This window comes from Mesorhizobium sp. CNPSo 4671, assembly GCF_057784245.1.
Window position 1 is genome coordinate 189,247 of record NZ_JBWLUW010000009.1, and the last position, 26,810, is coordinate 216,056.

Consider the following 26,810-nt stretch of genomic DNA (forward strand, 5'->3'; position numbering starts at 1 on the left):
GAACTGTCATGGTCAGCGCGATCTCGGGTTCTTCCTCCGCAACCCAGTATTCCTCGTCCAGTTCCTCGAGCAATGCAGCCCAGGAGGCCGCGCTCGAAAAGCAGATCCAGGATCTGGAAGACCAGGCCAAGGCGATCACGGATGAGGTCAAGGCCGCCCAGGTGCGGCAGGATATCGCCGTCGCCCAGGCCAAGCTTGACGCGCTCAGAGCCGCCGACGCCGACAAGGCAGCGAAAGCCGCCCAAAGCCAATCAACGCCGTCCGCCGCCGCTGTGCGTCAGGCCGAATTCGACGGCGAGAAAACCACGCAGTCCAACGAATTCTGGATGTGACGGGCCGATAGGCTCGAGCAGTTCACCGTTTCATAGAAACGGCTAACTGCTCTAACTCTTTGTTTTGACGCAATTCCGGACGGAAAACCGCTTCACACTTTTCCTGGAATTGCTCTAGGGATCAGGCCCTGAGCGCGATCCGGTGCGGCAAGGGGTAAGCACCCTTGGTACCGCGCCAATGTGCGGCGGCAAAGCCCAGCACGATCAGTGCGAAACCCTGATGTGTGAGCGCCATATGCAGCGGCACATGCATGAGCAGCGTGCCGATGCCGATCGAGGCCTGCACCAGCACCAGCACAAACAACAGCGTCGCACGGCGGGCATGGGTTGAGCCCGGCAGCCGCCGATGCGTGGCGATCATGTGCCAGAGCGCGACGGCGAAGACCGTATAGGCGCCGAGCCGATGCACGAACTGCACCGTCTTGGGGCTCTCGAAGAAATTGCGCCATGCCGGCTCGAGGATCAGCAGATCGCCGGGAATGATCTTGCCGTCCATCAACGGCCAGGTGTTGTAACTCAGGCCGGCGTCGAGCCCGGCGACCAGACCGCCGAGATAGATCTGGATCAGCGCCAGCAACACGATGAAGCCGGCCAGGCGCTGCGTCGAACGATCGGCGGCGGGCTTGGAATGCGGCGCCAACCCGCGCGCGACGACCATGGTGGCGGTGAAGATCAGCGCCGCCAGCGTCAGGTGCGTCGCCAACCGGTACTGGCTGACGGAAACTCGGTCGACCAGGCCGGAAGCCACCATCCACCAGCCGATGGCGCCCTGCAGGCCGCCGAGAAGCAGAATGCCGACCAGCTTTGGCCCCAGGCCGCGCTCGATGCGGCGTGTTGCCCAGAAGACCAGCAACGGCAAGGCAAAGACCAGGCCGACACTGCGCGCCAGGATACGGTGCGCCCATTCCCACCAGAAGATCGACTTGAACGCCTCGATGGTCATGCCCTTGTTGAGCTCGGTGTATTGCGGGATCTGCTGGTAGCGCTGGAATTCCTCTTGCCACTCGGCATCGTTGAGCGGCGGGATGACGCCGTGGATGGGCTGCCATTCGGTGATCGACAGGCCGGATTCGGTCAACCGCGTGGCGCCGCCGACCAGCACCAGCGCAAACAGCACCAGCATCACGACATAAAGCCAGCCGCGCACGAGCGCCCGGTTGCGCAGGTCGCGGTCGCGGGCGACATATGGCGCCGCGGCTGATAGGGCAGCCATGATCTTGTCCCGTCCGGTTGAAGTGGCGGATTGGTGAACCATCACATCCGTGCTGGCAAGACCATGCAGCGCGGCACGCCGTCGCGCCTGATGTCGCGGGTTGCGTGCGTCTTGCGTTCGGCCTAAGCGATAGCCATCAACGAGACCATACCATGCCCATTCGCCTGAAAAAGCTGATCGGAATGTTCCTGCTGGTGGCACTGGTCATCATCTATGCGCTGGTCGCATCGATCTTCGCGGTCGCGCGGCTGTCGGAATCGGGCGCGTTGGTGCAGTTCCTGTTCTTCCTGTTCAGCGGCCTGCTCTGGGTGCTGCCAGCGATGGGCATCATCAAGTGGCTGATGCTGGAGCCGCGGGCGAAGCGCTGAGCGTGCCTGTCGATCAGATGGTGACGACCATCTTGCCGGCATTGGCGAGCGGCGTCGTCACGCCCGACAGCATGGTGCGGATATGGGCGAGGTTCTGGTAGCGGCCATTGATCGAAATGCGCGGCAAGGCATGCAGGAAGCCGGCATGTTCGGCGCGCAGCACGCCATGGCGGGTCGTCACGGCGGAGACATAGCCGGCGTCGCGGGCAAAGCCGACTTCGCGGCAGCCGACGGCGCTGGGATAGCCATAGGGATAGGCGAAATGGCTGGGTTCGCTGCCGAGTTCGGCCCGCAACATGTCCCTCACGGCCCCGATCTCGTGCCGCGCATCGGCCTCGGAAAGCCGCTTCAGATTGCTGTGGTTGATCGTATGCGCGCCGATCGTCACCAGCGGATGGGCAGCGACACTGCGGATCTCATCCCAGTTCATCAGGGTCCGCAGGCGCGAGGCGTCCGCGTCGACGCCATTTGAGCTGGCCAGATCGCGCAGCACGGTGCGCAGATCTTCCTCGCGAACCTCGGTGGCGAGATAGGCATGCAGCCGGCTTATCGCCTGGCTCTTCCTGGCGGGGGTCGCGCAATCGATCACCGCCGGACCGTTCGAGGTCGCCAAGGTCAGGCGGTCGCACGCATTGACGATGTCCTCGGCCACATCCCACCACAGATCGGCGGTGCCGTCGATCAACCCCGGGGCGACGTAGATGGTGATCGGCGCTCCGTGCTTTTCCAACACCGGCAGGGCCTCGGTCATGTTGTCTCGATAGGCATCGTCGGCGGTGATGGTGGCGAACCGACCACCCTTGCCGCCTGCCTTGATGCGCTCCACGGCTTCGTCCATCGAGACGAAGGCATAGCCGTCCGCCTTCATGTCGGCGATGACGGCGTCGAGGAAACTGGGCGCGATGTTGAGGTGCCGGTTGACGCTGTCTGGCTTCTCGGGTGTCGCCGTCACGCGGTGCAGCATCAGAATGGCGCCGATGCCGCCGACAAACGGCCTGGCCAGCGGTGCGAGGCCGGTATAGCGCGCGACGTTGAGCGCCAGCTTCCGGATTGCCTCCCCACCGTCGATCATTCATTCACCTTTTGCGCCTAGGCTGATCCAAGCACGGAATACGCCTGAGCGCCCCCCAAATCGGGATCAATACGCCTTAAGGATTGAGGTATGGTTGACGCAATGGCGTCATTTGACGGCAATCGGCTCGCGGCGACCGAGGCGTCGCCACGCGCCCTGCCGAAGGATGCCGAGCGGCTGTCGGTTTCCGTTGCCGCGGCCGAAGGGCTCACGGCCTATGCCGGGTTCTGCCGCTCGGCGCTCCATGCACCGGCACAGGGCGCGACCTGGATCCTGAACTGGGGCGCGCAGCTCAAGCCCGATCTTGTCGTGGCGACGCTCTCACTTGAAGGCAAACCGGTCTTCGCGCTGGCGCTTGAGGTCGTCAGCCAAGGTCCGTTCCGGGTCGCCCGTTTCATGGGCGGCCGCCACGCCAATGGCAATTTCGCCGCCGCCGATCCGCAATGGCTGGCCAGGGCGGATAGCGCCGCCGTCCGCTCGGTTCTTGCGGCCATCGCCAAGGCCCGTCCTGACATCGATCTCATCGTGCTGGAACGATTGCTGCCTGATCTCGACGGCATCGCCAATCCGCTCGCATCGCTCGATCATTTCGCCAGCCCCAATCTCTCGTTGGCCGTCGACCTTGCCGGTGGCTTCGATGCGTTGCTGCTGCGCGCCAGCGGCAAGCGAAAACGCAAGAAGCATCGGTCGCAGACACGCAAATTCGAGGTCGTCGGCAGCCACCGGCGCATCGAGGCGCTCACACCGGACGAGGTGGACAGGCAGCTCGACGCCTTCTTCGAGATGAAGGAGCACCGCTTTCGCAAGATGGGCATTGCCAATGTCTTCGGCGACGACCGGACACGCGCCTTCTTCCGGGGGCTGTTCACGCAGGCCCTGGCCGAGGACAAGCCGTCTTTCGTGCTGCACGGGCTGGAGGTTGCCGGCAAGCTGCGCGCCGTCACCGGGTCGAGCCGTTCCGGCAAGCGCCTGATCTGCGAGTTCGGCGCGATCGCCGAGGACGATCTCGCGCACAGCAGTCCCGGCGATTTCCTGTTCTTCGACAACATCCAGGAAGCCTGTGAGACCGGTTTTGCCGTCTATGATTTCTCCGTCGGCGACGAGCCCTACAAGCGGCAGTGGTGCGATATCGAAACCCGGCATTTCGAGGTGCTGGTCCCGCTGACGCTGAAGGGTCGCGCGCTGGCGCAGACGCTTCGCCAGGGCGCGCGGCTGAAGGCCTTCGTCAAGAACAGCCCGACGATCTGGAAGCTGACCAAGATGCTGCGCCGCAAGGCGGCCGGACAGGCTGCGCCCGCGACCGGTGAGGACGAGAGCTAACTTTCAGAAATTGAGGGCTTCCTTGAGCGCAGGGCCGGCCCTGACGCGCAGATCGAGATCGGCCTCGATATGATCGATGTGGTGCAGCATCAGTTGGCTGGCCCGTTCGCAATCGCTGCTTTCCAGCGCGCGGACAATTTCCGTATGCTCGCTGTGCCCGCAGGCTGACACGCCAGAGCGCCCATAAAGCGCGATGACCAGCGACGAGCGCGCTACCAGCTCCTCCATGAAGCGCTGCAGGATGGCATTGCCGGCGACAGATGCCAGCAGCAGATGGAAATCGCCTGATGCCTTGATCTCGGAGCGCCGCGCATTCGGGCCGCGCTCGGCGATGAAGCGGCCTTCCTCGTCAAGCTGCGCCTTGAAGGCGACGATATGGGCTGATGTGACGCGCCCGCAGGCGGCGATGGCAATGCCAGGCTCGATCAGCCGGCGCGAGGCGAACACCTGGCGTGCCTCCTCGGGCGACGGGTTGGCGACGAAAGCGCCGCGGTTGCGCTCGGTGCGCACCAGGCCTTCAAAGGACAGCATCTGCAAGGCCGCGCGGGCGACGGTGCGCGACACGTCGAACAGCGTGCCGACCTCGCCTTCGGACAGTTTGGTGCCCGGCGCCAGTCGGCGGTCGACAATGGCGTCGCGCAGCTGGTCGCGGATCGCCTGGGCGCGGTCCTGCGTGGCGCTGTCGGTGGCAGAATAGATCTGGTCGGCGATGTTCATGATGGAAATTCTTTCCGCCCTTTCTAACGCGACTCGTGACGCGAGCACGAGAGGCAAAGTGGATACGAAGGCAAAAAAGATTGCATACGATTTTTGTGCAGATCGCCGACAATCGCCCATAATTTGTGCAATGCACAAGCCAGCCCGTTCAGTGAGCGGCAGGCAGGAATCAGGATTTCGCGGCCAATTCAAATACTTGGCCGTTCATCCCGAGATTGGCACGCATGATGCTTTGGTTAATGCGACTAAACGGGGAAGCCTGAATGTCCAAAGCCGCCGAGATCGACATCGTGTCTGTTTCGAAAATCTATGGCACGACGACCGCCGTCGAGGACATCAGCCTGAAGATACCGGCGGGCACCTATTGCTGCCTGCTCGGCCCTTCAGGCTGCGGCAAGACCTCGACACTGCGCATGATCGCCGGCCATGAGAGCATCTCGTCCGGCGATGTCCGCCTCGGCAACACCGTCGTCACCGACCTGCCGCCGGCCAAGCGCGGCACGGCGATGATGTTCCAGTCCTACGCGCTGTTTCCGCATCTCGACCTCATCGACAATGTCGCCTTCAGCCTGAAGATGAAGGGCGTCGACAAGAGTGAGCGCCGCGCCAAGGCGCTCGACATGCTGAAGCTGATGCAGATGGAGGCCTATGCGACGCGCCGCCCGGCGCAGCTTTCCGGCGGTCAGCAGCAGCGCGTCGCGCTCGCCCGCGCGCTGATCACCGACCCGGAAGCGCTGCTGCTCGACGAGCCGCTTTCGGCACTCGATCCGTTCCTGAAGATCCGCATGCGCGCCGAGCTGAAGAAGCTGCAGACTTCGCTCGGCATCACCTTTGTCCACGTCACCCACAGCCAGGAGGAGGCGATGGCCTTGGCCGACCTGATCGTGGTGATGAATGACGGCCGCATCGAACAGGCGGCGCCGCCGCGCGACGTGTTCGAGCGGCCGGCCACGGCCTTCGTCGCGCGCTTCATGGGCGACCACAATGTCATCTCCGGCCGGGTCACCGGCAGCCAGGACGGCATGGTCACTTTCGGTGTCAATGGCGGCGGCTCGCTCGCCGCCAGCGGTGCACCGCAGGAAGCGGGAGCGCCGATCGACATCGCCATCCGCACCGACCATGTGCGCATCGGTGATGCGCCCTCGCCCGGCCTCGGCTTCACCGGCATCGTCGCCAACATCGAGTACCGCGGCGCCACGGTGAAGCTTTCCGTCACCGGTGCCGGCATCGACGACTTCACCGTCATCGTCGACGATTCCGACTTCTTCGCCAAACCCGTCGCCATCGGCGACGCCGTACCGCTCGCCTGGGATCCGCAAGACGCGATCGTCCTTGGCCGCCTTCATTCATGACTCCAACCAAGCAAAACAAGACAGGGGAATAGACATGACAAACACCAAAGAAACCAAGACTGGCATTTCGCGCCGCTCTCTGCTCAAGACAGGTGCCGCCGCCTTCGGCCTCGCCGCCGGCTCGGGCGTCATCACCGGCTTCCCGACCATCTGGGCGCAGTCCAACATCACGCTGCGGCAGTTCGGCACCGGTGTGTCGAACCTCAACGCCATTGCCGACAAGTGCAAGGCCGACCTTGGCATCACGCTGGAGATGACGGCGACCGATTCCGACGCCGCCGCCCAGCGCGCCGTGACCCAGCCCGACAGCTACGACATCGCCGACATCGAATACTGGATCTGCAAGAAGGTGTTCCCCACCGGCGTGCTGCAGCCGATGGATGTCAGCAAGCTGAAATATTACGACGAACTGGTGCCGCTGTTCAAAACCGGCAAGCTCACCCCCGACAGCGTGATTGCCCAGGGCACGGCGCCGCATACGGTCGGCTATGTCGAGGCGCAGGACTCCAAGACCTTCGCCAAGGCGCCGACCAACTGGTTCACCATGGTGCCGACCATCTACAACGCCGATACGCTGGGCATCCGCCCCGACCTTGTCGGCCGCGACATCACAACCTGGGCCGACATCATGGACCCGGCCTTCAAGGGCAAGACCGCCATCCTCAACATCCCGTCCATCGGCATCATGGACGCTGCCATGATCATGGAAGCCACCGGCAACATCAAATATGCCGACAAGGGCAACATGACCAAGGACGAGATCGACAAGACGATCGACTTCCTGATCAAGGCTAAGCAGGCTGGCCAGTTCCGCGCCTTCTGGAAGTCCTTCGACGAGAGCGTCAATCTGATGGCGTCGGGCGAAGTGGTCATCCAGTCCATGTGGTCGCCGGCGGTGGCCGCCGTGCGCTCCAAGGGCATCCCTTGCCGCTTCCAGCCGCTCAAGGAAGGCTACCGTTCGTGGGGCGGCGGCCTTGGCCTCGCCGCCCATCTCAAGGGCGCCGAGCTCGACGCGGCCTATGAATATATCAACTGGTACACGTCAGGCTGGGTCGGCGGCTACCTCAACCGCCAGGGCTACTACTCGGCCAACATGGTCTCGGCCAAGAAGTTCATGACCGAGGACGAGTGGGGCTACTGGATCGAGGGCAAGCCGGCCAAGGGCGAGATCAAGGCGCCGGACGGCACCGTCATGGAAAAGGCCGGCGCCGTGCGCGATGGCGGCTCGTTCGAGGAGCGCATGGGCAAGGTCGCCTGCTGGAACTCGGTGATGGATGAGGACCGCTACATGGTGAAGCGCTGGAACGAGTTCATTGCAGCGTAAGGGAAGGGCCTGCGCCACCGCCTTCTCTCCCCTTCTCCCCTTGTGGGAGAAGGTGGATCGGCGCGCAGCGCCGAGACGGATGAGGGGTGTTCCAGCGGAGTGAGACGTTGGCTTTCCCTGGAACACCCCTCATCCGACCTCACTTCGTGAGGCCACCGCCCTGGGGCGAGCCACGGGTCTCGCCCCGTCCTTCGGACCCCACAAGGGGAGAAGGAAAGGCCGCACCGCGAACCTGCACCGGGAGAATTGATGACAGTCGCGCTCGAACGCCCCGCAATCGCCGCCAGCCCCACCAAGCGGCGCCGCCGCTTTTCGCTCGGTGCCGTTACGCCCTATCTGCAGTCGGCTCCGCTGGCGCTGATCCTGGGCGCGTTCCTGCTTTTGCCCATCATCATGATCGTCGTCGTGTCCTTCTGGGATTACGACTTCGCCGCCATGTATCCTGACTTTCTCACCACCAACTATTCCGATGTGCTGGGCTCGTGGGTCACGTGGAAGACCTATCTCAACACCATCAAATTCGCGGCCATCGTCTGGGCGTTGACCTTGTTCATCGGCTTCTGGGTTGCCTATTTCCTCGCCTTCCACATCCGCACGACGGCCATGCAGATGGTGCTGTTCCTGGTCTGCACCGTGCCGTTCCTGACCTCCAACATCATCCGCATGATCTCGTGGATCCCGGTGCTCGGCCGCAACGGGCTGATCAACTCGACGCTGGTGCATATGGGTCTTGTGCCAAAACCCATCGAATGGCTGCTCTATTCCGAATTCGCAGTCGTGCTGGCCATGGTGCATCTCTACACGTTGTTCATGGTGACGCCGATCTTCAACACGCTGATGCGCATCGACCGCTCGCTGATCGAGGCCGCGCGCGACGCCGGTGCCTCCGGCTGGCAGGTGCTGTGGAACGTCATCATCCCGCTGGCCAAGCCAGGCATGGCGATCGGCACCATCTTCGTCATCACGCTGGTCATGGCCGACTTCTCCACCGTGCAGGTGATGTCGGGCGGCCAGAGCGCGTCGGTGGCGCTGATGATGAAGAACCAGATGTCGCTGCTGCAATATCCGGCCGCCGCTGCCAACGCCGTGGTGCTTTTGGTGCTGGTGCTCTTGATGGTCGCCGGCATCCTGCGCATCGTCGACATCCGCCGGGAGCTTTGACGTGAGCCACGAAAAACGCACCCTCGAATTTTACGTGCTCGCCGCCTTCTTCGCGCTGTTCGTGCTGTTCCTCTACGGCCCGCTGTCGGCGATCCTGATCCTCTCCTTCCAGGGCGAGACCGGCGGCCTCACTTTCCCACTTAATGGTGTGTCGCTGCACTGGTTCGCCAATCTGTTCGAGCGCCAGGCGGTCGGCGATTTCGGCGGCAGCTTCAAACGCTCGCTGGTGCTGGGCCTGATGGTCATGATCGTCACCGTCGTCGTGTCGCTGCTGGCGGGGCTCGCCTTCCGGCAGAAATTTCGCGGCGCGACCGCTCTGTTCTATCTGGCGGTCGCCAGTCTCGTCGTGCCCTCCATCATCATTTCGCTCGGCATCGGCGTGGTCTTCCAGCAGGTCGGCTTGCGCCCAGCCTGGTATACGTCGGCCTTCGGCGCGCATCTGACCTGGACCTTGCCGTTCGGTGTGCTCATCATGTTCGCCGTCTTCAACCGCTTCTCGCCGGCCTATGAGGAAGCCGCGCGCGATCTCGGCGCCACCTCCTGGCAGACCTTCATCCATGTCGTGCTGCCGATGATCGCGCCGAGCCTGATCGGCGTCGGCCTGTTCGGCTTCACGCTTTCCTATGACGAGTTCGCCCGCACGCTGATGACTTCGGGAACCTTCAACACGCTGCCGCTCGAGATCTACGGCATGACCACCAATGTCACGACGCCGGTGCTCTACGCGCTGGGCACGGTGACCACCGTGTTCTCCTTCCTGGTGATCCTGGCGACGCTGGGCGCCATCCTCTATGTCGGCCGCCGCCGGGCGAGAGCGTGACCGTGCAGATTCTGGTGGTGAACCCCAACACGACGGCCAGCATGACCGAGACCATTGGTGCGGCGGCGCGCGCAGTCGCCGGCGTCTCGACCGAAATCGTCGCCGTCACCTCGTCGACGGGGCCGGCCTCGATCGAGGGCTATTATGACGAGGCTCTGGCCGTGCCGGGCCTTTTGATGGAGATCGCCGCCGGCGAACGCCGCGGTGCCCGGGCGGCGATCATCGCCTGTTTCGACGACACCGGCCTCGACGCCGCGCGCGCCATGGCCAGCATCCCCGTCATCGGCATTTGCGAGGCCGCCCTCAGCATGGCCTCCTTCATCGCCCAACGCTTCACCGTCGTGACCACCACCGAACGCTCGCGCGTGCCGGTGGAGGGGTTGGTGCAGCGCTACGGCATGGCGGGACGGGCGCGTGTGCGGGCGGCCGACATTCCGGTGCTGGCGCTCGAGGATCCAGCATCAGGAGCGGTTGGCAAGCTGCGCGACGAGATCGCCCGGGCCGTCGAAGAGGATCGTGCCGAGGCCATCGTGCTTGGCTGCGCCGGCATGGCGGATCTTGCCCACCAGTTGCAGGTGGATTTCGGACTGCCGGTCATCGACGGTGTCGGCGCCGCGATCAAGCAGGCCGAAGCGCTGATTGCGCTCGGCCTGTCGACATCGAAGCGCGGCGCCTATGCCAGCCCGCTGGCCAAGCCCTATCGTGGTGTGCTGAAATCGTTCTCGCCGGGAGCTGTCGCCGCGGAGTAACACATGAAACCGACCATCCGCACGCTGTCCCTTCAGGAATTGAGAGTTCTCATCGACTGGGCGGCGGCGGAGGGCTGGAACCCAGGCCTCGAAGATGCGGCGATGTTCCAGGCGGCGGATCCGGAGGGTTTCATCGGTGCCTTTGTCGGCAGCGACATGGTCGCGGCGATCTCGGCGGTGGCCTATGGACGGGATTTCGGTTTCATCGGCCTCTACATCTGCCGTCCGGACGTGCGCGGCAAGGGCTACGGCAAAGCGGTGTGGACCGCGGGCATGGACAGGCTGGCCGGGCGCACCATCGGCCTCGACGGCGTCGAAGAGCAGCAGGCCAACTATCGGAGCAAGGGGTTCGAGTCGGTCTACGAGACCATCCGCTACAGCGGGCGCGCCCCGTTCCCGCCCGTCGGCGCCGGGCGGCCTCGCGTGGTGCCCGTGCAGCCGACGCCCGACATCTTCGGATATGACGCGCTTTGCTCTCCCGCGCCCCGGCGCTCTTTCCTGCAGCGATGGCTGCAGCCGCCACACCGTGCCCTGACGGCGATCACATCGCGGGGAACGGCCGGCTATGCAGTGGCGCGATCCTGCCGCAGCGGCTTCAAGATCGGCCCGCTCTTCGCCGACAACGTACAGACCGCGCTCGATTTGCTCGGGGAGTTGGCAACCGCATGCGAGGGTGGCGAACTGAATATCGACGTCCCGGCCACCCAGGTGGATTTCATCGCGGCGCTCGATGCAGCGGGTTTCGCACCGACCTTCAGCACCACCCGCATGTACAAGGGGCCCCCGCCGAAGCTCGATGCCCAGAGAATATTCGGCGTGACGACGCTGGAGCTGGGATAGGCCGAGGGCTCGGCCGTCAGGCCGCGGAGCGCCGACCCGGCGTGCCTGGCGGCTCATGGCCAAGCGGCGTCACAAGCGTCAGGTCGGGGTAGCCGCTCTCGATCAGCTTGACCGCGGCCTTCGTCACTTCGTCGTCCGGCTCGAGCATGGACAGGAACACTTCCGTGGCCTGGCCGCCCAGGCGGCTGATGCCTTGTGCATCGGCCGGCCCGCATTCGACCACCACCAGATCATAGGCGGTGGTCAGCGACTGCATGATGATCGGCAGCCGGTCGGCGGCGCGCATGGCGCGAACCGGATCGGCGGTGCCGACGGGAATCACATGGCAGTCGGAATAGAGATCGGCATGGATCACGTCGCTGAACTGTGCCTGCGAAGCGAGCAGATCAGTGATGCCGGGAAAAAGTCCGCTGTCCAGCATCGGCCGCGACGCCGCACCCGAGGCGGTCAGGTCGAGCAGGAGGACGCGCAGGCCGGCGTCGGACACTTCGCGTGCCACCAGGATTGCCGACGCGGCCGCCTCGTCGCCTTCGGGCGAAACGAATATGGCGCGCGCGGCGCCGCTGGCGATCAGCTTTTCGGCAGCCTTCTCGATGTCGATCTCGCCAAGCACCGAGCGCGACCGCTCGGGCTCTACGGCAGGCTCCGGCTCGGCGACTGATACGGCCTCCACTTTGGCGGCAGGCGCGGCTGTGGCAACGGGCTGCGACTGCACCGCCATCTCCGGTTCCGGCACCGTTTCGGGCCATGGCGCCCCGGCGGCATCATGATTGGCACTGGCGACTGCCGGCTCAAGGCGGACGGATGGCTCCTGAGCTGCCTGCTCCTGGTAAGTAGTGGGCGGCATCGCCACTTCGTCGATCGGCGCAAAACGGGCGCCCGGGGCCGGGCGCATGGCGCGGCCCGAGAAGAGTTCCCTGAGCAACGTGAATATGGCCGCCAGCAGCAGCGAAGCAGCCGCAGCCGCGCCAACGATCGGCCCGACCTTGGGGAAGTATGGCTCGGAGGGCACCGAAGCCGGTGAGGAGACGCGGGCGTCGACCGGCACATAGTTGCGGTCCTGACGCGAAGCCGCCTCGCGGTAGTTGGTCAGATAGAGTTCAAGCTGCTGGCGCTTGGCGGCGGCATCGCGCTGCAGCGCGTCGAGACCGACCTGCTCGTTGCCGGCCTGTGCCGATGCTGCCTTCAGTTGGTTGACGTCGGAGATGAGCTGGCTTTCGCGCGCCTTGGCCGCATCGGCCTGCATCACCAGGCCCTTCATGATCTTCTGGGCTTCGCTGCGGATCTGCGCGTCGAGATCGGCGAGCTGTGACTTCGCGGCGCGAACGCGCGGATGGTTGTCGAGCATCGTCGTCGACAGGTCGGCGATGGTGGCGCGTAACTCGACCTGCCTCTCGCGCAAACGCTGGATCAGGTCGGACGACAGCACTTCCGGCAGCGAATCCAGAGAGCCACCATTCTGCAGCGCCTTGCGCACGCTGTCGGCGGTGCCTTCGGCCGCGGCGCGGTTGGCCCGCACCCGCGACAATTCGGTCGACAACTCGGCCAGCTGCTGGGTGGCCAGGGTGGCATTGTTGCCGCCCATCAACAGGTCGGATTGGCCGCGATAGGCCGCGACCTTGGCCTCGGCGTCCCTGACCTGTTTCGACAGGTCGGCGATCTCGGGCGCCAGAAAGTCCGCGGCGGCGGTGTTCGATTCGCTCTTGGCCGCGCCTTGCCCGGCAATATAAGCAGCGGCGATGGCGTCGGGGATGGCGGCGGCGAGCTTGGGGTCCTCGGAAGAGAACTCGATGGCGATGATGCGGGTCTTTTCAACGCCAAAGACGTTGAGCTTCTCGCGCATCTTCTTCAACACGCGTTCGTCGGCCGGAACATCCATCGGGTCGTTCTTCAGCCCAAGCAGGATCAGCACGCGGCTCAGCGACGACATGTTGATCGTTTCGTCGAATTCGGGCAGCCGCGCCAGGCCGAGTTTCTGCGCCACCTGCTTGAGGATTTCGTTGGACGAAATGATCTGGACCTGGGTGGCGACGCCTTGCTCGTCGAGGATCGGCTTGTCGCCGTCATTGTTGGAGCCGGCCGGGCGGGTGTAGACGGATTCGCGCGGGGCGATTTCCACCTGCGTCTGGGCCTTGTAGTGCTTGGTCGCCAACGAAGCGAAGGCAAACGCCAGACCCGTCACCACCAGAACGAAGAGCAATATGCGCAGCCAGTTCCTCGCCAGGCTGGCGAAGAGCTGCCTGAGGTCAACGTCGACATCTGCGGCCGCGGACTGAACGGACATGCATCCCTACTCCGAAACTGGGTCAGGATGCACCGTAAACAACTATGGTAACTCAGCCGTTAAGATCGCGGTAATACTCCGTTAGGGATTACTGCGAGCGCCCAAGAAAATCGATAAAAATGGCAAAACCCTTGCTGGCGCGAGCGGTATCGGCCGGCTCCTTTACCGGCCATTAACCCTAACAGGATGATAACGAACCCGATCCCAGATGTTTGCTGCGACGCCGCAGCGGCCAGTCGAAGGTACGTATCCGGTCATGAAAAGCACTGCTTCCTTCTTTCACGCTCTGCTTGCCGTATCGATGCTCGCCGGCTGCTCCAGCTACCGGCCGACGCCGGCAGCCTTCCACGAGGTCCTCGACCAACCCTACCGTCTCGGCGCCGGCGACCGCATCCGCGTGACCGTGTTCGAACAGGACGGACTGACCAACACCTATAGTGTCGACCAGTCCGGCTACCTCTCCTTCCCACTCGTCGGCGCCATTCCGGCGCGTGGCCACACCGCGCAACAGATGGAAAAGGAAATCGCCGACAAATTGCGGCAAGGCTATCTGCGCGACCCCGACGTCTCGGTCGAGATCGATCGCTACCGGCCGATCTTCGTCATGGGCGAAGTGGGGGCTGCCGGCCAGTATTCCTACGTGCCAGGCCTGACCGTGCAGAAAGCCATCGCCATTGCCGGCGGCTTCTCGCCGCGTGCCAACCAGGAAAGCGTCGACATCACCCGCGACATCAACGGCAAGGTGATGACCGGCCGCGTGGTCACATCCGACCCGCTGCTGCCCGGAGATACCGTCTACGTCCGCGAACGCCTGTTCTGACAGACACCACGTGGCGGACAAGCTCAGGATCGTCCACTGCTTTCGTTCACCGGTCGGAGGAATTTTCCGGCATGTGCGCGACCTGACCGAAGCGCAGGTCGCTGCCGGTCATGTGGTCGGCATCGTCTGCGATTCGACCACCGGCGGCGAATTCGAGGAGCACCTGTTCGAGCAGATGAAGGACATGCTGGCGCTCGGCATCCATCGCACGCCAATGCAGCGCCATGTCGGCCCGGGCGACCTCGCCTCGGCGCGGCGCACCTACAGGATCATCAAGGAATTGCGGCCGGACGTGTTGCATGGGCACGGCGCCAAGGGTGGCGCCTATGCCCGTCTGTTCGGCTCATTGTTGCGGGTATCAAGGTCTCGCGTAGCCCGCCTTTATTCGCCGCATGGCGGCTCACTCCACTATGACGAAACGACAGCCACGGGGAAGCTGTTCTTCGCGCTCGAGCGCTCCATGGCGCGCTTCACCGATTGCCTGCTGTTCGTCTCGGACTACGAGCGGCGGACCTATCGCAGGAAGGTGGGCGAGCCGCCGATCCCCAACATTCTGGTCTACAACGGACTGCGCGGCGCCGAATTCGAGCCGGTACTCATCGCACCGGACGCGGCGGACCTGCTCTATATCGGCATGATGCGGGACCTGAAGGGACCCGACATCTTCATCGATGCCCTGGCAACCGCCGGCCCCCGGCTTGGCCGCGCGCTGAGCGCGGTGATGGTCGGCGACGGCGACGACCTGCCGCGCTACCACGCGCAGGTGGAGCGCCTGGGACTGCAAGGCCATGTCCGCTTCCTGCCGCCAATGCCGGCCAGGGAGGCCTTCGCGCTGGCGGCGCTGGTGGTCGTTCCCTCGCGCGCGGAAGCCATGCCCTATATCGTGCTGGAGACGCTTGCCGCGGCGAGACCCATGATCGCCACCGCCGTCGGCGGCATACCGGAGATCTTCGGTTCCGACTCCCCTGCCTTGATCCGACCCGATCCGGCCGAACTCGCCGACAAGATAAGCGAGGCGCTGGCCGGCCTTGCCGCCTATGGCAGGCTGATGCCCGATGTCGCCGGCCTCAGGGCGCGCTTCGGCGCCGACGTCATGGCCGCCGAAATCGAGAAGGCCTACTTCGCCGCGCTCGGCAGGTAACGCCCGAGCCCTTCCAAAGCCACGCGTTGTTTCAAGGGTTTCTTAGCTCTCTTTTGCTATTGACCGAGGGGAAGCTTGCGGAAAGCCCAATGAATGAGATCGACCCCGCGCGCCGCTTTTCACCCGAAGCGGTGCGTAAATTCGACAGCCCGACCGATGGCGATGTGCCCGGCGGCATGAACGACGTTGCCCGGCAGGTCGCATCGCAATACCGGCGCGATACGATGTCGCCGATCATGGTCAGCGGCGTCCTGCGCATGGTCGAATTCGGGATCCTGTTCCTTTCGGGGCTCTGCGTCTATTTCTACTTTGTCGGTTTCTTCAACTATCTCGCCTGGCAATATCCGGTGACGATCGCCTCCGCGTCATTCCTTGCCGTGGTGCTGCTCGACGTCACCGATTGCTATCAGGTGGTTTCGCTGATGCGGCCGATCGCCAATTTTGGCCGCATCCTGCTGGTCTGGGCCGGCGCTTTCGCGCTGATGGCGTTGACGGCCTTCGCCACGAAGATGTCGGAGGACTATTCGCGGCTGTTGTTCGGCACCTGGTTCGTCGTCGGTTTCGTCCTGCTCTTCGGCCTCAGGCTGGTGATGTCGAGACTGATCCGGCGCTGGGCGCGCGATGGCCGCATGGAGCGGCGCGCCGTCATCGTCGGCGGCGGCAAGGCAGCGGAAGTCCTGATCCGCTCGGTCGAAAAGCAGCCCTACAACGACATCCGCATCTGCGGCATCTTCGATGACCGTTCCGACAAGCGCTCGCCGCCGATCGTCGCCGGCTATCCCAAGCTCGGCACCATTTCGGAACTGATCGAATTCGCCCGCATCGCCCGTATCGACATGCTGATCGTGTCGCTGCCGCTCACCGCCGAAACGCGCGTGCTGCAGCTGTTGAAGAAGCTCTGGGTGCTGCCGGTCGATATCCGGCTTTCGGCGCATTCCAACGCGCTGCAATTCCGCCCGCGCGCCTATTCCTTCATCGGCTCGGTGCCGATGCTCGACATTTTCGACAAGCCGATCAATGACTGGGACTCGGTCGCCAAGCGCGCCTTCGACATCATCTTCTCGCTGATCGGCATCATAGTCTTCTCGCCGGTGATGCTGGCCACCGCGATCGCCATAAAACTCGACAGCAAGGGACCGGTGCTGTTCAAGCAGAAGCGGCACGGCTTCAACAACGAGATCATCGAGGTCTACAAGTTCCGCTCGATGTACACCGACCGGTCGGATCCGACCGCCAAACAGACGGTGACCAAGAACGATCCGCGCGTCACCCGCGTCGGCCGCTTCATCCGCAAGACCTCGATCGACGAGCTGCCGCAATTCGTCAATTCACTGCTGGGCACTCTGTCGCTGATCGGCCCGCGCCCGCATGCGATCGCCGCACAGTCGCACAACCTGCTCTACAACGAGGTGGTCGACGGCTATTTCGCCCGCCACAAGGTCAAGCCCGGCGTCACCGGCTGGGCGCAGATCAATGGCTGGCGCGGCGAGATGGACACCAACGAGAAGATCCGCATGCGGACGGAATACGACCTGTACTACATCGAGAACTGGTCGCTGCTGTTCGATCTCAGAATCCTGTTCCTGACGCCGATCCGGCTGCTCAATACGGAAAACGCCTATTGAGCGCGATTTCCCATGAGCTGCCGCCAGCCGCGGTCAACGCCAAGCTGATCGCGCTGATTTCCTCCAGTGCGGTGGTGGTCGGCATCCTTCTGTCCGGCTTCGTCATCAGCGAGCCGGCGCCCTACGAAATCTACATGGCCGGGCTGATCGCCATCTGGGCTCTGTTTGGCCTGCGGATTTCGCGTGCGGCCATGCCGCTGCTGGTGCTGCTGGTGACGATGAACATCGGCGGCATGATCTCGATGACACAGATGGCGGACCTCGCCTTCACGCCGCTCTATCTCTCCGTGTCGCTGTTTCTCGCCTTCAGCGCGGTGTTCTTCGCTTCCGTGACAGCCACGCAGCCAGGCCTCTACCGGCCGATCTTCAATGCCTATGTCGTCTCTGCAGTGGCGACGTCGCTGCTCGGCATAGCAGGCTATTTCCATGCCTTCCCCGGCGCCGAGATGTTCACCAAATATGACCGCGCCGCCGGCGCCTTCCAGGATCCGAACGTTTTCGGGCCGTTCCTGGTGCTGCCCGGCATCTATCTGCTCTATCTGATCCTGACAGGTTCGATCGCGCGCATGCCGCTGCTGGCGGTGCCGCTGCTGATCATCACATTGGGCATCTTCTTCTCCTTCTCGCGCGGCGCCTGGGGCATGTTCGCCGTCTCTGCCGTGCTGCTCACCGGCTGCCTGTTCCTGCAAAGCGCCAGTGGCAAGTTCCGGTTGCGCGTGGTGATCATGACCATCGCCGCGCTATCCCTGCTGACGATCGCCATCATCGTCATCCTGCAGCTGCCTGGCGTGTCGGAGATGTTCTCCAGCCGCGCGCATCTCGAACAGAGCTACGACACAGCGCGCCTCGGCCGCTTCGCCCGCTATGGTATAGGCTTCCAGATGGCGATGGAGCGTCCGTTCGGCATCGGGCCGCTGGTCTTCGGCAAGATGTTCGGCGAAGACACGCACGACATCTGGCTCAAAATGCTGATGGACTATGGCTGGCTCGGCTTCGTCTCGTTCCTGACGCTGGTCGGCTGGACCATAGCCGCCGGGTTTCGCATCCTGCTGCGCGACCGGCCGTGGCAGCCCTATCTCCTGTGCGCCTATGTAGCCTTCATCGGCAATATCGGGCTCGGCACCTTCATCGACATCGACCACTGGCGCCATATGTATCTGCTGCTCGGCCTGATCTGGGGCGCGATCGCGCTGGAATACCGCCATCAGCGACTGTTGCGGCCGGCATTTCCAGGCACGTCGGCGATCGCATCCACACCCGCGCAATAAACGCCGAATTTCGGTTGACCCGGGCGGGGTTATCACGATACATCGCGACCGGTCCGGAGTGTAGCGCAGCCCGGTAGCGCACTTGACTGGGGGTCAAGGGGTCGTCGGTTCGAATCCGGCCACTCCGACCATTTTAAGCTAGGACTTGCCCCCGAAGTCCGCCTTAGCCAAATCAGCCAATCCGCGAATCGCGCCCTGCATTGCAGGTTTCAGCGCTTGGGATCCGGCCTCTAACCCTGGCACACATCCACCCACTCAGCGCCGGTAAGCTCTACCATCCGTTGCGGTGCAATCCGTACCGCCGCATTGGTGGCACCGGCCGCAGGCACCACCTCTTCGAACTCGCGTAGCGACACGTCGCAGTAGACTGGCAGCGGTGACGGCAGGCCGAACGGGCAGACACCGCCGACCGGATGGCTCGTGGCGGCGACCACTTCCTCCGCGTCCAGCATGCGCGGCTTGCCGCCGAACTGGTCCTTGAACTTGCGGTTGTCCAGCCTGGCGATGCCGCTGGTCACCACCAGCATGGTGCGCTCGCCGACGCGCAGGCAGATGGTCTTGGCGATCTGCGCGGGCAGCACGCCATGCGCCTCCGCCGCCAGCGTCACCGTCGCCGAGCTCGCTTGCGTGACGATGACCTCGATGTCGGGCGCATGAGCGGCGAAGAAGGCGCGAACGGAGTCCAGGCTCATATCGAAAAACCCACGGTTCAACACGATGCAGGGGTATGCGCGATTGGCGCAGATTTGGATGCCGCAGATATAAACACGCGCGATCGATAAATCGGCAAGCCCAGCCTGTTGGAGAACACCGTCACATCAACAAGAAGCCCGCCAAGCGGGCCTTGGCGGGTTCTGCTGCGTGCCTGGTACCGGTCTATGCCAAGGGTCGGCCTTGTGCGGCCGGCGTCGGTGCGGCGGAAGCGATGAGGGCGTCCTGGGGCATGCGAAGCGCGGACGCGATACGACGCAGCTTCGACGGATCGGCCGCCCGGCCGTTCTCCATATCCTCGATCTCGCCGACCGAGAGGCCGCAGGTCAGGGAAAGCTCTTCCACGCTGTATCCGCGGCTTTCCCGCATGGCTCTGAGGGTGGTGTAATCCGGCCCGATCTCACTGGCTAACGGTTCGGAGAGGGCATGGCTTTTTGCATTGTTGGGCATTGGCAACTCCGGTGGCTGAAAGAGTTTGATCAAAATGGAGTGTTGCCTGAGACGAGCAGGAACATGCCCGCTCAAAAGCGATTTGCCAAGAGCCGAAAGCCGTCACGCTATCGTGAACCGAATGCCTGCGAGGCGCTCTCACCCGCGCCATCAAGTTCATTTGAACACCCCGACACCTTTTTGCGGGGAGGTTTCGGCCCACCTGTTCGTTGTTCTGATGCGCTGGGTGAAAACCATCCGGTTCCAGCCAGCCCGTTCCCAGAAGGATCCCTGCAATGAACTTCAAGACATTCATGGTCGTGCTCGGCGCGATCTCCAGCCTTTCCGTTGCCGCTGTGGGCGGCGCCCAGGCGGCGGACGCGCTGCGCGTGCGCGGCACGGTGGTCAGTTTCGAGCCCTCGCTGCTGACCGTGAAAACCCACCAGGGTGATACCTCCGCGATCAAGCTCAACACCGGCTGGAAGATTTCGGGCGTCGCCAGCGCCTCCGAAAAAGACATCAAGCAGGGCGATTTCCTCGGCATTGCTTCCGTCTCGAAAGCGGATGGCGGCAGCGGCGCACTGGAAGTGGTGATCTTCCCAGCCGCCTTGAAAGGCACTGGCGAGGGCGACCGTCCGTGGGACCTGCAGCCGAACAGCCGCATGACCAATGGCACCGTGGCCGATGTTACCGACATAAGCGGACGCGCCGTGACGCTGACCTATGACAACGGGCAGACCAAGAAGATTTCGATCCCCGACAACACGCCCGTCGTGACCTTCGCCTCAGCCACGTCGGCCGATCTCAAGCCAGGCGCGACGATCTTCGTTACCGCCCAGCGCGAGGCCGACGGCACGCTGAGCTCCAGCCGCGTCGTGGTGGAAACAATGGCGTGATCCCGCCGATGTAGCCAAAATTAGCGGCAAGAGCCGGCTTTTCGGCCCTCACAATAAAGTGTCGGGAAGCCGGTTCCCTAGAAACATGCGGGAAACAAAATTCTACAATCGGGAAATACTGACGAAAAAAATCAGGAGCGTAATTCCATGCGCGGCGATCGGGCCATCGACCCGATTTTTAAGATCCGCCGACGAAAGAAGGAAACGATCCATGAAGAAGTCCCTGCTCTCGGCCCTCGGGCTTGCAGTTGCACTCGCTTTCACGGCGCCGGTCATCGGCGCGACGAGCGCGGACGCGGCCCCGATGGCAAAGCATCATCGTCATCATCACCACCATCATCACTACTACCACCATCATCACTACCATCATCACCACCACCACGTGAAGAAGATGGCAAAGAAGACCTACTAAGCATACCGACTGTCAACGAGAAGACCAGCCTTGGCTTCTTGTTCAAGGCTGGTCTTCTCCTGGTTATGCATTGCCGGTCCGACATCAAACCGGGCCTGTGGAATTTCGCCGGACGATCCTGCTGGCCTAGGACGGTGCGGTTCGTGATGAAACTCGGCTATCTGCCCAATCTGGCGGCGCCAAAAACATACCACGAAATGTTGCTCTGGCGAAAAATCGTCGACCGCAACCCGCTGTTCGTGACGCTGACCGACAAGCTCGCTGCCAAGGCCCATATCCGCAGCGCCTGCCCCGACCTCGCCTTGCCACGGACGCTCTGGTCCGGGCGCGATCCTGCCGACATTCCTCTCGAGCTGCTGGCCGGCGATGTCATCGTCAAGACAAACCACGGCTGCGCGATGAACATATTCGTTGCCGATGCGCCCCCAATCGCGGCCTGATCATCGCCAAGGCGAGGCACTGGCTGCGAAAACGCTACGGCCGCCGCAATGGCGAATTGGCCTATTGGCCTGTTGTTCCCACCGTTTTCGTGGAGGAGCGGCTGGCGCTCTCCGGTGCAAGGATCGCCACCGACATCAAAGTGCATGTTTGCGGTGGCGTGATAACGCATGCCTGGGTCGAGGATAAGACAGCGGGGCGTTCGCTGCTTCTTGACCGTGACGCCAATCCATTTCCCGGGCGCGATCCGGACTATCCCCGCGAGGACCAGGCGGTGCCTGTCAATGCGCGGCTTCTCGACTATGTCCGGCAGGCTATATCGATCGCCCCTGTCATCGCCGGCAACCTCGACTACATCCGCATCGACTTCCTGGTCACCGACAATTGCCTCTACGCCGGCGAGATCGTCGTCTATCCCGGCGCCGGCTATGGCACCACCACCAATCCGGCGTTCGCCGGCGAGATCGAGCGGCTCTGGCGGCTCGACCAATCCGCCTTCCTGCGCCGGCGCCACAAGGGGATTGTGCGCCTCTATGCCGACGCGCTCCGCGCCAGGTTCGAGAACTAAGTGGCCCTCGATAAAGACGACAGCGACCGCTCCGAAAGGCGGCCGCTGTTCTTGCCGTCATTGCTACGGAAGGACACTGTGGTCGCTCCTCAGCGCCGGCTGAACAGCAAACTGGCGACCAGGCCAAGCACCACAAGGCCAACGGCGGCGACCGCTGCCGGGTGATCACGGGCCGATTTCTCGATCACCCTGCTTTGTTTGCGGATTGCCGGCATCGCATCCCGCAGACGCCCAGCAAGGTCGGAATATGTGTCGAGAGCGGCATCGCTGCCATCTTCATAATAAGCGCCACCCCGCTTTGACATCGCCTTGCGCAACGCCGCGAGTTCCCTTGAGAGAGCCGCGACCTGCCTCTCGAGGTCGATGTCTGAAAGGGTCGAAAATGATGCCATCATGCGTTTCCTTATCTTGCAGAACGATATCTTGCAGAAGGAAACGTAACGCCTCACCCGAAGGCGGGTTCCGGCCTCGAGGCTTCAAAGCGCGTCGTGCGGCGGTCAGCGTACCTGGTCAAGCAGGCGCTTGCATTCCAGGAGGTCGAACAGCGCCTCCTGCAGCAGCGCGCGATTGTCGCGCGAGAGTTTCGACGAGTCCGGCTGAACCGGACCTTCCTCATCGCTCTTGCCCAGGCCGAAAAAGCGGCGGCTGGGCTTGACCCTCGGCTGGCCAACCAGTTCATCATCGCCGCCGCGCGGCTGCGCTGCAGGCGTCAGCGGCACCTGATCGGCCTGCTTTCGCTGCGAGATCGCCTCGACAGCGGCCATGTCGCCATTGCCGATAGCGACCAGGAAGTGATTGCCGTTTTCGCGCAGCAGCTTCTGCACGCCTTTGATGGTGTAGCCCTGGTCGTAGAGCATGTGGCGGATGCCCTTGATCAGTTCGACATCCTGCGGCCGGTAATAGCGGCGGCCGCCGCCGCGCTTCATCGGCTTGATCTGATTGAAGCGCGTCTCCCAGAAGCGCAGCACATGCTGCGGCAGGTCGAGATCTTCAGCGACCTCTGAGATGGTGCGGAAGGCGTCAGGGCTCTTGTCCATGGGCGAAATCCTCACGCTGGAGCGTGATCCGGAACGGTATTCAGCGAGATCAGGCTTCAACAAAGAGAGAAGCTTATTCCACTTGCGTGGAATGGATCAACGCGGAACGCCAATCCGGCCACGCTGCCGAATCGGGCCTTATTTCAGCGGTTTGTGAAACAATATTCAAGCCCGGCGTCATGGCGGGGCCGGTTTTCAACCGTACAATGGAGACTATTTGCCGCCCTTGGCCTTGCTGTTCTGATGCGAGCGCAAGATGCGGTTCTTCAAGACGTTCGACGACTTGAAGGTCATCACCCTGCGCGGCAGGATCGGCACCTCTTCACCGGTCTTGGGATTGCGCCCGATACGCTCGTTCTTGGAGCGGACATGGAACGTCGCGAAGGACGACAGCTTGACCGTCTCGCCACGCACGATGGCTTCGCAAATTTCGTCCAGCACCGCTTCGACGAGTTCGGCGGATTCAGTGCGCGACAGACCGACCTTTCGGTAGACAGCCTCCGCCAGGTCGGCACGCGTAAGTGTCTTTCCCCCCATGCGACCGTCCCATCAGCTCAAAACACAAAATCGGCACAACAACGGCTGAGCCTAAGTAATTGATCCGGCAAGGTCAAGGACCGAAACCGAGCCGTTCTACACTTACCAGCGAACCAGAACGGCGCCCCAGGTGAAGCCGCCGCCCATCGCTTCCAGAAGGACGAGGTCGCCCTTCTTGATGCGACCGTCAGCGACGGCCACCGAAAGCGCCAGCGGCACCGAAGCCGCCGAGGTGTTACCGTGCAAATCGACCGTAACCACCACCTTTTGTTCTGCAATACCGAGCTTCTTGGCGGAAGCGTCAATAATCCGTTTATTGGCCTGGTGCGGCACGAACCAGTCGAGATCGTCGGCTGATATGCCCGCGGCCGAGAAGGTTGCCTCGATGACATCGGTGATCATGCCGACCGCATGCTTGAAGACTTCGCGGCCTTCCATCCTGAGATGGCCGACCGTTCCCGTCGTCGACGGTCCTCCGTCGACAAAAAGCTTGTCCTTGTGCACGCCATCGGAGCGCAGGCTGGCGGCCAGAACGCCGCGGTCGGCAATCGTGCCGACCCCCTCGCCTGCTTCCAGGACCAGTGCCCCGGCACCGTCGCCGAACAGCACGCAGGTCGAGCGGTCGCTCCAGTCGAGGATGCGCGAGAATGTTTCGGAGCCGATCACCAGCACGCGCTTGGCCAGGCCGCCACGGATGTAGAGATCGGCTGTCGTCACCGCATAGACGAAGCCAGAGCACACCGCCTGCATATCGAAGGCAAAGCCGTGATGCATGCCGAGCCGGTTCTGGATCTCGACTGCGGTGGCCGGGAATGTGTTGTTGGGCGTCGACGTCGCCAGCACGATCAGGTCGATATCGTCCGGCGTCAGCCCGGCATCGGCAAGGGCGGCGCGGGCAGCCGCCTCGCCCAGGGATGCCGTCGTCTCGTCGTCGGCCGCGATATGACGCTGGCGGATGCCGGTGCGCTGGGCGATCCACTCGTCCGAGGTCTCGACCATGCCTTCGAAATCGGCATTCTTCATGATGCGGCGGGGCAGCGCGGCGCCCGTGCCGCGCACGACTGATCTGATCAAAGTTCTTTCCTATTCCTTCGCGTCGGTAACGACGTCGGATTTCCGAGATGACAGGGCATGCGGGTTGCGCGCATGAAAAAGGTCCAGGTCGGCCTCGATACGGTCCAGCAGATTGTTGCGCACCATGTCGTAGCCGAGCTCGATGGCGGCGGCAAAACCGTCCGAATCAGCACCGCCGTGGCTTTTGACGACGATGCCGTTCAGCCCCAGGAACACGCCACCGTTAGAGCGGCCGACATCCATCTTTTCGCGCAGGCGATCGAAAGCGCCCTTGGCGAAGACATAGCCGATCTTGGCCATCAGGGTTCGGCTCATCGCGGCGCGCAGATAGCCTGCGATCTGGCGCGCGGTGCCTTCCGCCGTCTTCAGCGCGATGTTGCCGGCGAAGCCTTCCGTCACCACCACGTCGACCGTGCCCTTGCCAATATCGTCGCCTTCGACAAAGCCATGATAGTTCATCGAGGCCATGTTGGCCTCGCGCAGCATGCGTCCCGCTTCCTTGACCTCTTCCTGGCCCTTGATCTCTTCGACGCCGACATTGAGCAGACCGACGGTGGGTCGGGCGATGCCGAAGACGGAGCGGGCCATGCCGGTGCCGAGAATGGCGAAATCAATGAGCTGGTGCGCATCGGCACCAATGGTGGCGCCGACGTCCAGAACCACGCTTTCGCCGCGCAATGTCGGCCACAGCGCCGCGATCGCCGGGCGCTCGATGGTGGCCATGGTGCGCAGGCAGAATTTCGACATCGCCATCAATGCGCCGGTGTTGCCGGCGGAGATGCAGGCGTCCGCGGCGCCCGACTTGACCGCTTCGACCGCCTTCCACATCGATGACTTCCAGCGGCCATGGCGCAGCGCCTGGCTCGGCTTGTCGTCCATCCTGACGGCGATCTCGCAGTGGAAGAATTCACTCACCTCGGCCAGTTTGGGAAACTTGGCCAGTTCGGGACGCACCAACTCCTCACGCCCGTAGATGACGAAGCGGATGTCGGGACGGCGGGTGGCGACCGTCATGAGCGCCGGAATGACCACGGCTGGTCCGTGATCGCCGCCCATGGCATCGATGGAAATCCTGATCACGCGGTATTTATCTCACGGTTATGCGGCAGGTCGCTTTAGTGGTCGCGAAGGTTCGGCGAAAATAGCGGTTTTGGCTTTTCACACAACCGACTTTTCCATCGCGGGCAAGGTTTTCAGGATTTTCCCAGCAAGGATCGCAGTTTTTGCTGAAATTCATTCTCCACCGCTTCGGTCTCGCCGCCGGCATTCAGCGACGCGCCCGGCTTGCGCGGATAGGGATCGATTGCCAGTGCGAAGAATTGTTCGGCGAGAGCCCCGACATCGATCGTGTCGCCTGAGAAGGTTTCGGGACTGTCAGGGCCGTCAGCATCGAGCAGGATCTCACCGCCGCCTTCGAATCCCTGCCGCCCAAGCTTGGAATCCTCGGGCAACAACAACGCCTCGACCGGCTCGTCGATATGCGCCGCGACGGGGTCGAGCGTGACGATGCAGGCCTGTGTGATATCGGCCTCGACGCGGCCGCTGACCTTCACGCCATTGCGCTTCCAGGAGGCCACGAGAAGTTCCGCGCGGTAGGCTTCGACCGACAGCAGCCCGTGCTCCTCGGCGAGTGCGGCGCGCTGTGCGGCGTCAGCCTCGATCACCACGGGCAGCCCCTTCTGCGGCAGGCGGGCGACATTCGCGAAAAAGGAAACCGGGCTTAGCGGATCAGCATGCTTCATCGATCAGCCTCCCTGGCGAACGGAAACGCCGCCGTGCCGGACACGATTGATTCGGACGGCTGCGCGGCCAGCTGCCGACAGGCGTCGGCGACATAGTCGGCCAATTGCGGCGCCTCCGGCCAGGTGCCGGCATCGGGCCGGATATTGCGGGCAAGAGCCGCGGTCAACCCGTCGCGATCGTTTCTTTCCAGCGCGTCATCATAGGCGGCGGTGCGGCCATAAAACATCTTCGCCAATTTCTTCATGCGCTTGGGCACGCCGACATCACCAATGCCCAGCTCCCGCAGCGAATGATCGACGTCGAGGAAGAACTCGTCGATCAACACCTGGGCGATCTCCTGCGCCACGCCGTCCTCGCCGCGCAAGCGATGCTGGAACAGGAACATATGCAATGAAAGCATCTCGAAACGGCCGAGCGGCGTGTCCGGCACATTCCAGTGGGAATAAAATACACTCTGCCGCGCCGCCGCCACGATTTGTGCGTAAAGCGCGTCCGTTATGGCGCGGTTGGCGTGGCGTTCGCGACCAAAAAGGCGCTGGAACATGGGGATGGTCTCCGG

Annotated in this window: 29 protein-coding genes, 1 tRNA gene and 1 pseudogene; 18 read left to right on the forward strand and 13 right to left on the reverse strand. The window is 63.2% G+C overall.

From position 1 onward, the window contains the following. Window positions 1-8 precede the first annotated feature (8 nt). On the forward strand, window positions 9-332 hold the full coding sequence (locus tag AC04SF_RS24705) for a hypothetical protein (RefSeq protein WP_258584315.1): 324 nt from the start codon (window positions 9-11) through the stop codon (window positions 330-332). A gap of 121 nt (window positions 333-453) precedes the next feature. Here AC04SF_RS24705 and AC04SF_RS24710 read toward each other — a convergent pair whose 3' ends face one another. Beyond that, on the reverse strand, window positions 454-1,545 hold the full coding sequence (locus AC04SF_RS24710; RefSeq protein WP_488479896.1) for a COX15/CtaA family protein: 1,092 nt from the start codon (window positions 1,543-1,545) through the stop codon (window positions 454-456). 152 nt (window positions 1,546-1,697) lie between these two features. Between AC04SF_RS24710 and AC04SF_RS24715 the strand changes: the two genes are divergently transcribed. Beyond that, window positions 1,698-1,913 carry a DUF2842 domain-containing protein gene (locus tag AC04SF_RS24715; RefSeq protein WP_023764097.1) on the forward strand — a complete coding sequence of 72 codons (216 nt, stop codon included), beginning with the start codon at window positions 1,698-1,700 and terminating at the stop codon, window positions 1,911-1,913. A 13-nt stretch (window positions 1,914-1,926) separates the two neighbouring features. Here AC04SF_RS24715 and AC04SF_RS24720 read toward each other — a convergent pair whose 3' ends face one another. Then, complete coding sequence (locus AC04SF_RS24720) at window positions 1,927-2,985, reverse strand: polysaccharide deacetylase family protein (RefSeq protein ID WP_488479897.1); 1,059 nt, start codon at window positions 2,983-2,985, stop codon at window positions 1,927-1,929. Between the two features lie 90 nt (window positions 2,986-3,075). Here AC04SF_RS24720 and AC04SF_RS24725 point away from each other — a divergent pair, with 90 nt between their 5' ends. Then, window positions 3,076-4,305, forward strand: a complete 1,230-nt coding sequence (locus AC04SF_RS24725; RefSeq protein ID WP_488479898.1) for a GNAT family N-acetyltransferase — start codon at window positions 3,076-3,078, stop codon at window positions 4,303-4,305. Window positions 4,306-4,308: 3 nt separating this feature from the next. Here AC04SF_RS24725 and AC04SF_RS24730 read toward each other — a convergent pair whose 3' ends face one another. After that, window positions 4,309-5,022 (reverse strand): GntR family transcriptional regulator, encoded by a 714-nt coding sequence (locus AC04SF_RS24730; protein WP_488479899.1) that lies wholly within the window; start codon window positions 5,020-5,022, stop codon window positions 4,309-4,311. Window positions 5,023-5,285: 263 nt separating this feature from the next. Here AC04SF_RS24730 and AC04SF_RS24735 point away from each other — a divergent pair, with 263 nt between their 5' ends. From AC04SF_RS24735 to AC04SF_RS24760, 6 genes are all read left to right on the forward strand, one after another. Beyond that, window positions 5,286-6,374 (forward strand): ABC transporter ATP-binding protein, encoded by a 1,089-nt coding sequence (locus AC04SF_RS24735; protein WP_096457072.1) that lies wholly within the window; start codon window positions 5,286-5,288, stop codon window positions 6,372-6,374. A gap of 34 nt (window positions 6,375-6,408) precedes the next feature. Next, the gene (locus AC04SF_RS24740; protein ID WP_488479900.1) at window positions 6,409-7,698 is read left to right on the forward strand and encodes an ABC transporter substrate-binding protein; all 1,290 of its coding nucleotides are present in this window, start codon (window positions 6,409-6,411) and stop codon (window positions 7,696-7,698) included. 249 nt (window positions 7,699-7,947) lie between these two features. After that, window positions 7,948-8,859, forward strand: coding sequence for an ABC transporter permease (locus AC04SF_RS24745; RefSeq protein ID WP_488479901.1), 912 nt, complete (start codon window positions 7,948-7,950; stop codon window positions 8,857-8,859). Window position 8,860: 1 nt separating this feature from the next. Further along, window positions 8,861-9,679: an ABC transporter permease gene (locus AC04SF_RS24750; RefSeq protein WP_488479902.1), complete on the forward strand. Its 819-nt coding sequence runs from the start codon at window positions 8,861-8,863 to the stop codon at window positions 9,677-9,679. 2 nt (window positions 9,680-9,681) lie between these two features. Then, window positions 9,682-10,428: an aspartate/glutamate racemase family protein gene (locus AC04SF_RS24755; RefSeq protein WP_202353795.1), complete on the forward strand. Its 747-nt coding sequence runs from the start codon at window positions 9,682-9,684 to the stop codon at window positions 10,426-10,428. 3 nt (window positions 10,429-10,431) lie between these two features. After that, window positions 10,432-11,268 (forward strand): GNAT family N-acetyltransferase, encoded by an 837-nt coding sequence (locus AC04SF_RS24760; RefSeq protein WP_488479903.1) that lies wholly within the window; start codon window positions 10,432-10,434, stop codon window positions 11,266-11,268. Between the two features lie 16 nt (window positions 11,269-11,284). On the opposite strand, the gene AC04SF_RS24765 is transcribed toward AC04SF_RS24760, so the two are convergent. After that, window positions 11,285-13,552: a GumC family protein gene (locus AC04SF_RS24765; RefSeq protein ID WP_488479904.1), complete on the reverse strand. Its 2,268-nt coding sequence runs from the start codon at window positions 13,550-13,552 to the stop codon at window positions 11,285-11,287. 256 nt (window positions 13,553-13,808) lie between these two features. Here AC04SF_RS24765 and AC04SF_RS24770 point away from each other — a divergent pair, with 256 nt between their 5' ends. The 5 genes from AC04SF_RS24770 (at window position 13,809) to AC04SF_RS24790 (ending at window position 18,537) form a co-directional block, all read left to right on the forward strand. Further along, window positions 13,809-14,372, forward strand: coding sequence for a polysaccharide biosynthesis/export family protein (locus tag AC04SF_RS24770; RefSeq protein ID WP_096459198.1), 564 nt, complete (start codon window positions 13,809-13,811; stop codon window positions 14,370-14,372). 10 nt (window positions 14,373-14,382) lie between these two features. Next, window positions 14,383-15,513: a glycosyltransferase gene (locus AC04SF_RS24775; protein ID WP_488479905.1), complete on the forward strand. Its 1,131-nt coding sequence runs from the start codon at window positions 14,383-14,385 to the stop codon at window positions 15,511-15,513. Between the two features lie 89 nt (window positions 15,514-15,602). Beyond that, window positions 15,603-17,138: an undecaprenyl-phosphate glucose phosphotransferase gene (locus AC04SF_RS24780; protein WP_488479906.1), complete on the forward strand. Its 1,536-nt coding sequence runs from the start codon at window positions 15,603-15,605 to the stop codon at window positions 17,136-17,138. Then, window positions 17,135-18,406, forward strand: coding sequence for an O-antigen ligase family protein (locus AC04SF_RS24785; RefSeq protein WP_488479907.1), 1,272 nt, complete (start codon window positions 17,135-17,137; stop codon window positions 18,404-18,406). Before AC04SF_RS24780 ends, AC04SF_RS24785 begins: the two co-directional genes overlap by 4 nt. A 54-nt stretch (window positions 18,407-18,460) precedes the next feature. Beyond that, window positions 18,461-18,537, forward strand: a tRNA-Pro gene (locus AC04SF_RS24790). Between the two features lie 99 nt (window positions 18,538-18,636). On the opposite strand, the gene AC04SF_RS24795 is transcribed toward AC04SF_RS24790, so the two are convergent. Both AC04SF_RS24795 and AC04SF_RS24800 read right to left on the reverse strand, forming a co-directional pair. Beyond that, window positions 18,637-19,098 (reverse strand): YbaK/EbsC family protein, encoded by a 462-nt coding sequence (locus tag AC04SF_RS24795; RefSeq protein ID WP_488479908.1) that lies wholly within the window; start codon window positions 19,096-19,098, stop codon window positions 18,637-18,639. A gap of 184 nt (window positions 19,099-19,282) precedes the next feature. Further along, window positions 19,283-19,567, reverse strand: a complete 285-nt coding sequence (locus AC04SF_RS24800) for a helix-turn-helix domain-containing protein (protein WP_488479909.1) — start codon at window positions 19,565-19,567, stop codon at window positions 19,283-19,285. Window positions 19,568-19,842: 275 nt separating this feature from the next. Here AC04SF_RS24800 and AC04SF_RS24805 point away from each other — a divergent pair. The 4 genes and pseudogenes from AC04SF_RS24805 to AC04SF_RS24820 all read left to right on the forward strand — a co-directional run bounded on the left by AC04SF_RS24805 (window position 19,843) and on the right by AC04SF_RS24820 (window position 21,860). After that, a pseudogene (locus AC04SF_RS24805) lies at window positions 19,843-20,456 on the forward strand (hypothetical protein). 197 nt (window positions 20,457-20,653) lie between these two features. Next, window positions 20,654-20,854, forward strand: coding sequence for a hypothetical protein (locus AC04SF_RS24810; RefSeq protein WP_488479910.1), 201 nt, complete (start codon window positions 20,654-20,656; stop codon window positions 20,852-20,854). A gap of 143 nt (window positions 20,855-20,997) precedes the next feature. Then, window positions 20,998-21,294: a hypothetical protein gene (locus tag AC04SF_RS24815; RefSeq protein WP_488479911.1), complete on the forward strand. Its 297-nt coding sequence runs from the start codon at window positions 20,998-21,000 to the stop codon at window positions 21,292-21,294. A 56-nt stretch (window positions 21,295-21,350) separates the two neighbouring features. Then, a complete protein-coding gene (locus tag AC04SF_RS24820; RefSeq protein ID WP_488479912.1) occupies window positions 21,351-21,860 on the forward strand; it encodes an ATP-grasp fold amidoligase family protein in 510 nt (169 codons plus the stop codon). Window positions 21,861-21,949: 89 nt separating this feature from the next. On the opposite strand, the gene AC04SF_RS24825 is transcribed toward AC04SF_RS24820, so the two are convergent. The 7 genes from AC04SF_RS24825 to AC04SF_RS24855 all read right to left on the reverse strand — a co-directional run bounded on the left by AC04SF_RS24825 (window position 21,950) and on the right by AC04SF_RS24855 (window position 26,795). After that, window positions 21,950-22,252: a hypothetical protein gene (locus AC04SF_RS24825; RefSeq protein ID WP_488479913.1), complete on the reverse strand. Its 303-nt coding sequence runs from the start codon at window positions 22,250-22,252 to the stop codon at window positions 21,950-21,952. Window positions 22,253-22,357: 105 nt separating this feature from the next. Then, window positions 22,358-22,897: a MerR family transcriptional regulator gene (locus AC04SF_RS24830; RefSeq protein ID WP_027046741.1), complete on the reverse strand. Its 540-nt coding sequence runs from the start codon at window positions 22,895-22,897 to the stop codon at window positions 22,358-22,360. Between the two features lie 213 nt (window positions 22,898-23,110). Further along, window positions 23,111-23,434 (reverse strand): integration host factor subunit alpha, encoded by a 324-nt coding sequence (locus AC04SF_RS24835; RefSeq protein ID WP_010915609.1) that lies wholly within the window; start codon window positions 23,432-23,434, stop codon window positions 23,111-23,113. A gap of 102 nt (window positions 23,435-23,536) precedes the next feature. Next, window positions 23,537-24,508, reverse strand: coding sequence for a beta-ketoacyl-ACP synthase III (locus AC04SF_RS24840; protein WP_488479914.1), 972 nt, complete (start codon window positions 24,506-24,508; stop codon window positions 23,537-23,539). A 9-nt stretch (window positions 24,509-24,517) separates the two neighbouring features. Beyond that, window positions 24,518-25,588: a phosphate acyltransferase PlsX gene (gene plsX, locus AC04SF_RS24845; RefSeq protein WP_258584348.1), complete on the reverse strand. Its 1,071-nt coding sequence runs from the start codon at window positions 25,586-25,588 to the stop codon at window positions 24,518-24,520. A gap of 113 nt (window positions 25,589-25,701) precedes the next feature. After that, complete coding sequence (locus AC04SF_RS24850; RefSeq protein WP_202350581.1) at window positions 25,702-26,250, reverse strand: YceD family protein; 549 nt, start codon at window positions 26,248-26,250, stop codon at window positions 25,702-25,704. Next, window positions 26,247-26,795: a ubiquinol-cytochrome C chaperone family protein gene (locus tag AC04SF_RS24855; protein WP_488479915.1), complete on the reverse strand. Its 549-nt coding sequence runs from the start codon at window positions 26,793-26,795 to the stop codon at window positions 26,247-26,249. The genes AC04SF_RS24850 and AC04SF_RS24855 overlap by 4 nt, the downstream gene beginning before the upstream one ends. Window positions 26,796-26,810 lie beyond the last annotated feature (15 nt).

Excerpts from the sequence above, each read along its gene's own strand:
- AC04SF_RS24705 (WP_258584315.1), top strand. The coding sequence starts at position 9 with ATGGTCAGCGCGATCTCGGGTTCTTCCTCCGCAACCCAGTATTCCTCG.
- AC04SF_RS24710 (WP_488479896.1), bottom strand. The coding sequence starts at position 1,545 with ATGGCTGCCCTATCAGCCGCGGCGCCATATGTCGCCCGCGACCGCGAC.
- AC04SF_RS24715 (WP_023764097.1), top strand. The coding sequence starts at position 1,698 with ATGCCCATTCGCCTGAAAAAGCTGATCGGAATGTTCCTGCTGGTGGCA.
- AC04SF_RS24720 (WP_488479897.1), bottom strand. The coding sequence starts at position 2,985 with ATGATCGACGGTGGGGAGGCAATCCGGAAGCTGGCGCTCAACGTCGCG.
- AC04SF_RS24725 (WP_488479898.1), top strand. The coding sequence starts at position 3,076 with ATGGTTGACGCAATGGCGTCATTTGACGGCAATCGGCTCGCGGCGACC.
- AC04SF_RS24730 (WP_488479899.1), bottom strand. The coding sequence starts at position 5,022 with ATGAACATCGCCGACCAGATCTATTCTGCCACCGACAGCGCCACGCAG.
- AC04SF_RS24735 (WP_096457072.1), top strand. The coding sequence starts at position 5,286 with ATGTCCAAAGCCGCCGAGATCGACATCGTGTCTGTTTCGAAAATCTAT.
- AC04SF_RS24740 (WP_488479900.1), top strand. The coding sequence starts at position 6,409 with ATGACAAACACCAAAGAAACCAAGACTGGCATTTCGCGCCGCTCTCTG.
- AC04SF_RS24745 (WP_488479901.1), top strand. The coding sequence starts at position 7,948 with ATGACAGTCGCGCTCGAACGCCCCGCAATCGCCGCCAGCCCCACCAAG.
- AC04SF_RS24760 (WP_488479903.1), top strand. The coding sequence starts at position 10,432 with ATGAAACCGACCATCCGCACGCTGTCCCTTCAGGAATTGAGAGTTCTC.
- AC04SF_RS24765 (WP_488479904.1), bottom strand. The coding sequence starts at position 13,552 with ATGTCCGTTCAGTCCGCGGCCGCAGATGTCGACGTTGACCTCAGGCAG.
- AC04SF_RS24770 (WP_096459198.1), top strand. The coding sequence starts at position 13,809 with ATGAAAAGCACTGCTTCCTTCTTTCACGCTCTGCTTGCCGTATCGATG.
- AC04SF_RS24780 (WP_488479906.1), top strand. The coding sequence starts at position 15,603 with ATGAATGAGATCGACCCCGCGCGCCGCTTTTCACCCGAAGCGGTGCGT.
- AC04SF_RS24795 (WP_488479908.1), bottom strand. The coding sequence starts at position 19,098 with ATGAGCCTGGACTCCGTTCGCGCCTTCTTCGCCGCTCATGCGCCCGAC.
- AC04SF_RS24800 (WP_488479909.1), bottom strand. The coding sequence starts at position 19,567 with ATGCCCAACAATGCAAAAAGCCATGCCCTCTCCGAACCGTTAGCCAGT.
- AC04SF_RS24810 (WP_488479910.1), top strand. The coding sequence starts at position 20,654 with ATGAAGAAGTCCCTGCTCTCGGCCCTCGGGCTTGCAGTTGCACTCGCT.
- AC04SF_RS24825 (WP_488479913.1), bottom strand. The coding sequence starts at position 22,252 with ATGGCATCATTTTCGACCCTTTCAGACATCGACCTCGAGAGGCAGGTC.
- AC04SF_RS24830 (WP_027046741.1), bottom strand. The coding sequence starts at position 22,897 with ATGGACAAGAGCCCTGACGCCTTCCGCACCATCTCAGAGGTCGCTGAA.
- AC04SF_RS24835 (WP_010915609.1), bottom strand. The coding sequence starts at position 23,434 with ATGGGGGGAAAGACACTTACGCGTGCCGACCTGGCGGAGGCTGTCTAC.
- AC04SF_RS24850 (WP_202350581.1), bottom strand. The coding sequence starts at position 26,250 with ATGAAGCATGCTGATCCGCTAAGCCCGGTTTCCTTTTTCGCGAATGTC.
- AC04SF_RS24855 (WP_488479915.1), bottom strand. The coding sequence starts at position 26,795 with ATGTTCCAGCGCCTTTTTGGTCGCGAACGCCACGCCAACCGCGCCATA.